Origin of the sequence: Xanthomonas albilineans, assembly GCF_002939705.1 — a bacterium.
GTDB classification, from domain to species: Bacteria; Pseudomonadota; Gammaproteobacteria; order Xanthomonadales; family Xanthomonadaceae; genus Xanthomonas_A; species Xanthomonas_A albilineans.
The window spans coordinates 1-5699 of record NZ_MDCB01000032.1; the positions used below are offsets into that span (position 1 = coordinate 1).

9 protein-coding genes are annotated in these 5699 nt (G+C 60.9%); 6 read left to right on the top strand and 3 right to left on the bottom strand.

Annotation, left to right across the window (positions count from 1 at the left end; translation table 11 throughout):
- From XalbCFBP2523_RS15360 to XalbCFBP2523_RS15370, 3 genes are all read right to left on the bottom strand, one after another.
- On the bottom strand, window positions 1–413 hold a 413-nt coding region (locus XalbCFBP2523_RS15360), incomplete at its 3' end, for a hypothetical protein (protein WP_430523486.1).
- A gap of 13 nt (window positions 414–426) precedes the next feature.
- On the bottom strand, window positions 427–1854 hold the full coding sequence (locus tag XalbCFBP2523_RS15365) for a hypothetical protein (RefSeq protein ID WP_045761518.1): 1428 nt from the start codon (window positions 1852–1854) through the stop codon (window positions 427–429).
- A gap of 222 nt (window positions 1855–2076) precedes the next feature.
- Entirely contained in the window at window positions 2077–2355 is a 279-nt protein-coding gene (locus XalbCFBP2523_RS15370) for a helix-turn-helix domain-containing protein (RefSeq protein ID WP_045766155.1), read from the bottom strand.
- A 184-nt stretch (window positions 2356–2539) separates the two neighbouring features.
- On the opposite strand from XalbCFBP2523_RS15370, the gene XalbCFBP2523_RS15375 reads away from it, so the two are divergent.
- From XalbCFBP2523_RS15375 to XalbCFBP2523_RS16905, 6 genes are all read left to right on the top strand, one after another.
- The gene (locus XalbCFBP2523_RS15375) at window positions 2540–2731 is read left to right on the top strand and encodes a hypothetical protein (RefSeq protein WP_045771181.1); all 192 of its coding nucleotides are present in this window, start codon (window positions 2540–2542) and stop codon (window positions 2729–2731) included.
- Window positions 2728–3180: a DUF2924 domain-containing protein gene (locus XalbCFBP2523_RS15380; protein WP_045766154.1), complete on the top strand. Its 453-nt coding sequence runs from the start codon at window positions 2728–2730 to the stop codon at window positions 3178–3180. The genes XalbCFBP2523_RS15375 and XalbCFBP2523_RS15380 overlap by 4 nt, the downstream gene beginning before the upstream one ends.
- On the top strand, window positions 3177–4565 hold the full coding sequence (locus tag XalbCFBP2523_RS15385) for a recombinase family protein (protein WP_045766153.1): 1389 nt from the start codon (window positions 3177–3179) through the stop codon (window positions 4563–4565). The genes XalbCFBP2523_RS15380 and XalbCFBP2523_RS15385 overlap by 4 nt, the downstream gene beginning before the upstream one ends.
- Window positions 4565–4936, top strand: coding sequence for a hypothetical protein (locus XalbCFBP2523_RS15390; protein ID WP_045758520.1), 372 nt, complete (start codon window positions 4565–4567; stop codon window positions 4934–4936). The genes XalbCFBP2523_RS15385 and XalbCFBP2523_RS15390 overlap by 1 nt, the downstream gene beginning before the upstream one ends.
- 74 nt (window positions 4937–5010) lie before the next feature.
- The gene (locus XalbCFBP2523_RS15395; RefSeq protein WP_211286573.1) at window positions 5011–5523 is read left to right on the top strand and encodes a LacI family transcriptional regulator; all 513 of its coding nucleotides are present in this window, start codon (window positions 5011–5013) and stop codon (window positions 5521–5523) included.
- The coding region (locus tag XalbCFBP2523_RS16905; RefSeq protein ID WP_211286574.1) for a hypothetical protein at window positions 5520–5699 on the top strand (180 nt) is incomplete at its 3' end. The genes XalbCFBP2523_RS15395 and XalbCFBP2523_RS16905, both read left to right, overlap by 4 nt.

The following is a 5699-nucleotide window of genomic DNA, read 5'->3' on the forward strand; positions in this document are numbered from 1 at the left end:
TCGTCGGTGCCGATGATCCGTGCATCGCCCAGATGCCACAGGTGATCGGGCACGCCGACACGGCGGGCGGAGCGCCGAGGTTCCTCGATTCCGATCAACCAGGCCACATCGTCGAGCCAGACGTCCAGCTGCAGCGTGTACAGGGCGATCTCCGTCAAGGGTCTGGTGATCGTCCTGCCACGCTGCTGTGGACTGCGATAGCGGTAGACCGCCGCCTCCGGGTCGGCCTGGATCTCGACCTCTTGTTGCGAGTCGAGGAAGGGCACCATCACGTGGGTGAGGTATCCGCTCTCGGTGATCCAGCGCCGATGCAAAAAATCGGCGTTGGATCGACCGAGCGTATTGGCCATCACGGGTGCGTCAAGTCGTTGTAGCCGATCCAGGGCATTGAAAAACTCCACGTAAGCTGACATCGCCTGCGCCCCTTCAGCCCTCGCGAAGCACGCCGATGCGAGCAAGCTGCTGCAAGACGCGCTTGCGGTCGTCCTCAGTCTTGCTCTTGTCGTTCAGACCGTTCGGTGCGGTGATCTGGACGGCGAGGTTATGCGCCTTGCGGTGTGGCTGTTTGGCCATCCGGAACACGAGTTTGACTTGTGTCACGGTGTACCTGGTCAGATCGTCGATGCCATAGTCGTCGTTGGCCACCTCATAAATGTTGCGGGTGTCGCGCCGATCCCGACCGATGAGCAGGGTGCTGGACAGGTGCTGCGCGATGTCGCGTTCGTTGGCTTCGTCGGTGGTCATCTGCTCGAACAGGTGTGCCACCTTGAGTTGGAGGATCGTGACTTTTTCCACTCCGGCCACACGCTCGTGTTCCAAGCGTGCGAGCATCTGGGGTGTGGAAAAGCCAAAGATGTCGAATTCGCGCACGGGGATGTCGGTAATGCCGTCCTTACAGGTGAGGGCCACATCGCGGAAGACAGTGGCCAACTCGCGGCGAATTTCGCGATCCTCGCAATGCACGCTGAGCGCGCCGGTCTGTGGCTCCCATGAAAAACAGGCCGACATCGCAACGGGTAGTTCATGGTCTTCCACCTCGCCGTCCTTGACCTGCTGGTAGTGGGTGGTGGCGCCATTGAACGTGGCGGTGAGGGTGTGCAGGAGGACGGAGTCGGCGTTATCTGCATCCTGCCCGCTGCTGGGGGCGGTAGGCGCAAGGTCGCGCTGGGTGAATTGCTCGATGAGGATTTGGTCGGGTGATACCTGCGGGAACAGCGCAGTGATGCGCCTGCGCAAGGCGTCCTCGACATCAGGGCTGACCTGCGGCACGACACCCCTGGGGCCAAGGTAGTGGCTGGAGTAGTTCTCGCTCTTCCATTGCCGATGCATCGCCTGCAAGCGTTCGGCTTGCTCAAAGCGTGGATCAGGCTTGGTCCCGTCTGGGAGAAAGTCCTGCAACAGGTACAAGTACAGCGCGCGACTGTGGCGGTCGCTGAGCATTCCAAGGACATCGGCGTCGTCGTGTTCGTCGAGCAGCGACTGGACGGCTTGAGCGCCGTACTCATCGTCCAGCAGCATGATGCGTTCGGCGGCGTGTTCGATCCGACGCCGGACCGTGGCGTCGAGCGTTGCGATCCAATGGAACATCGCCTTGCGCGATTCAACGGATAACGGTCCGCTGGCCGTATCGGTCAGCGTCTCCCTCTCGGGTAATGGGGAGTCACTGGCGCGCTCGATCAGCAGCAAAGCCTGGTACGGATGCTTGACCTTGCGTAGCAAGGTGACGAAGTGCTGCATGTCCGGCAGGATGAGCGGACCTGCATCATCCGATTGGCATTTGCGGTCCTGCTTGGCAGGCTGGTTCTCCGAGGCGGGAATGGGGGGCTGTCCATCAATGGAAGGGTCTACTGACATGGGGAAAATCCATTTCTGAAAATTACACGATTGCGCGAACTGTTAATTTGAAAATGAAAATAATGCCGCTGCGGAGTCGACAACAATGGCGACTGCGCGTCAGTGCATTCGGGTCTCCTGATGAAGAAGGTCGTCTCGCTCCACCCGCACGGGGCAGTCGCGCTCAGCGACCGGGGGGATCACAGCCAGAGCTTGGCCGGGTGTACCGTCAGCAGGCGACATTTACTGGTCCTTTTTGGGGCGCTTGCGGTACATCCGCACCAGATTCCCTACATCGTGACGAATGTCGGGCGGAAGACGACGGGCTTCCACGAAGGCATCGTCGGCGTTCAAGTCCAAGAGGTCCGCTGCCTTCTGGATCAGTTCGTCCTTGGGAGGCTTTTCCATGTCGCGTTCTATACGCGACCAATAAGCGGGAGAGATCGCAAGTTGCCGCGCGAAGTCATTCATCTGAATGCCTTTTTCCTTACGCTTCTTGCGAATGAAAGCGCCAAATGTCATGGCGATAACCTAATTCCGTTTTTGGTTAATGCGGCGATGATCCTATCGCTCACCTGAGCCGTTGCTAAATTTTCTACAGGTGCGTCACCGAGGGCGACGAACCGTCGGCCATTACCCTGTGTTGCCATCCACTTCGGAAGTTTAGGCGCACCATCCTCGACGGTTGCTATTCCCCGGAGCCGTCATGAAGCACCTCGAACTTGCACCTCCTGCGACGCTGAGCGCCAGCGCGCGTGCCCAGGAGATCACCACCATCCTTGCAGCGGCAATCGTCCGTACTTTTGTTGTCGAAGTGCGACCCAGTGCCGAGAGTGGACTTGGCTTTCTGCCCGACCAGAGCGTCCATACAACTCCCTATCCGCAGGAGTTTTCATGAACGACCAACACGCCTCTGTCGCTGCTCAAATCGCGGCGCTGTCCAGCCTGCCTATCGCCGATCTTTGGTTGGTGTGGGATCGCTATTTCACCAGCCGTCCCGGTTACCCCCACCGAGGCTTCATTGAGTCGCGCATCGCCTACAAAATCCAGGAACACGCCTTTGGTGGCTTATCCCACACCACGCGCCAGCGCCTGGAGGCCATTGGCGCCAAACACTCAAAAATCAAGCTGCGGGCAACGCCGGAGGAGATCACCTTTGCACCTGGCACGGTGTTGCTGCGCGAATGGGGGGAGCGGGAACACAAGGTCCGAGTGACGGCGCAGGGGCTGTTCGAGTACGAGGGCAGCACGTTCAAGAGTCTCACCGCCGTTGCCCGTCGCATCACCGGCACGCATTGGTCGGGTCCGCTGTTCTTTGGCCTGAAAGGCAAGGGCGGTGCACGATGAACGATCTCACCCAGATGGCTTCCACCAAGGCGCGCAAACGCTGTGCCGTCTACTGCCGGGTCTCCTCGGACGAGCGTCTGGATCAGGAATTCAACTCCATCGATGCGCAGAAGGAGGCGGGCCACGCGTATGTGGTCAGTCAACGTACCGAGGGGTGGATGCGGGTGGCCGACGACTACGACGATCCGGGCTTTTCCGGTGGCAACACAGATCGACCGGGTCTGAAGCGTCTGATGGCCGACATCGAGCGTGGTCAGATTGACATCGTTGTGGTCTACAAGATCGATCGTTTGACGCGCAGCCTGGCCGACTTTTCCAAGATGGTCGAGGTGTTCGAGCGCCACGGCGTGTCCTTCGTGTCGGTCACCCAGCAGTTCAATACGACCACCTCGATGGGACGGCTGATGCTCAACGTCCTGCTGTCCTTCGCCCAGTTTGAGCGCGAGGTCACCGGCGAGCGTATCCGCGACAAGATCGCGGCCTCCAAGCGCAAGGGACTCTGGATGGGTGGTGTGCCGCCCTTGGGCTACGACGTGGAGCACCGCAAGTTGGTGATCAACGCAACCGAGGCCGCTGTCGTGCGCCGTATCTTTGCGCAGATGCTGACCATCGGCTCACCCACCCAGATCGCCGCCAACCTGGCCCTGGAGGGCATCACCACCAAGGCGTGGAAGACGCAAGAGGGGCAGGAGCGGGTAGGCACACGCATCGACAAGAAATACCTGCACAAACTGCTGCGCAACCGTATCTACCTCGGTGAGTTGTCGCACAAGGGCAGTTGGTACCCTGGTATGCACGACGCCATCATCGATCCGGGGTTGTGGGGGCGGGTGCATGAGGTACTGGCCAAGGACGGGCATCGCCGAGCGGTGGAGACCAAGACCCGCTCACGCACCGATGCGTTGCTGCGCGGCCTGCTGTATGCGCCCTCCGGGGAGCGGATGTATCCGACCTACTCGTGCAAGCAAGGACGCAAGTACCACTACTACTTGTCCAAGTCCGAATTACGCTTCGGCGCGTCTGGCAAGAGTTGCGAGCGCCTGCCCGCGCTGGAGATCGAGGCGGCGGTGGTGGCCCAGATCCGCACGGTGCTGGCCAGCCCGGAGTCGGTGGTCGCCGTGGTGCGGCACATTCAACGCACCGGTGCCAAGATCGATGAGGCCACCACGGTCATGGCGATGGGGCGCCTCAACGACGTATGGGATCAGTTGTTCCCGGTCGAACGTCATCGTATTGCCAATCTGATGATCGAGCGCATCGACCTCGTCGATGCCGGCGAGGTGCGCGGCATCAAGGTGAGGTGGCGGGAGATTGGCTGGAGCGCGTTGATCGAAGAGTTTGCGCCAAACAGCATCGGCGCCGAATTGCTGGAGGTCGAGGCGTGATGGACGCGTCGATGGAAACCTTTGTACTTCTGAAACCTGGCTCCCGTGGCATCCAGCGCGCGGCGGCGGAGCAGGGCCGTGTTTACGACGCCAATCTGATAGAAGGGTTGGCGCGTGCCTTCTACTGGCAGCATCTGCTGGACATCGGGGCCATGCCGAGCGGAGCGGCCATCGCGCGTGCGGAGAACCTGGACCAATCGGTCGTCAACGAGTCCAAGCGCATGACGCTGCTGGCCCCTGACATCGTGGAGCAGTGCATGGCGGGCAAGCAGCCACGGCGGCTCACCTTTGCGTGGTTCCAGCGCAACCGTCTGATGGTCGACTGGGATGCCCAGCGCCAGCTCATGGCCAGTCTCGAGGAAAAGGTATGAGCAAACGACATCGCGGGCGCGTCACGGGTGATCCGGTGACGTATCAGATCCCAATGCCAGCAGGCGGGGTGCAGATGGAAACCTTCCTGCCCTGGACGCTGGTACGTAGAGGACTCAAGCAGCAGGTCGTCACCCCGCTGGATGCGCCGCAGGAGTTCGGCGAGCAGGCCCGCCGTGAGCGGCAGGTGCGCAAGGTGCCGCAGGACACCGCGTTGATGAGCGTACTCGGTTTGGCGCACCACTGGCAGCGTCTGCTGGACCAGGGACGGTTCGATTCCATGACCGAGATCGCGCAGGCCGAAGGCATCGACCTTGGCCAGGCCAGCAGGATGAGTCGACTGGCGCACCTGGCGCCGGATGTGGTCGAGGCCATCGTCTCGAGGAACCTCGCGGTAGGTGTCAGTCAATTGCTACGCGGCAAGCTGTCGGCGTCTTGGCTGGCGCAACGTAAGGCACTCGCGGTAGACCAATCAGGCCATCGAACTGCTGGCGCTGTAGGAAAAGTCTTACAAGACGACAGTCAGATTCCTGATATACAGGGCTTAGCAGTCACGAGAGACTATGCATGCCGGACGCGGGTGCCATGATGGCCGCTCATCCCGCGTGGCGCCTGAGCAGCGCCAAGCCGGCACCTCGCTATCGCGATCACGCACTGGGTAGTAGGCTGTTTTTTTCCCTTCCCACAGGTGAAACCATGGCTGTGCGATCTCCTGTTGCCACGCCGTCCCATGCCGCGCCCACGCTTATCCTGACCGCCGTGCCG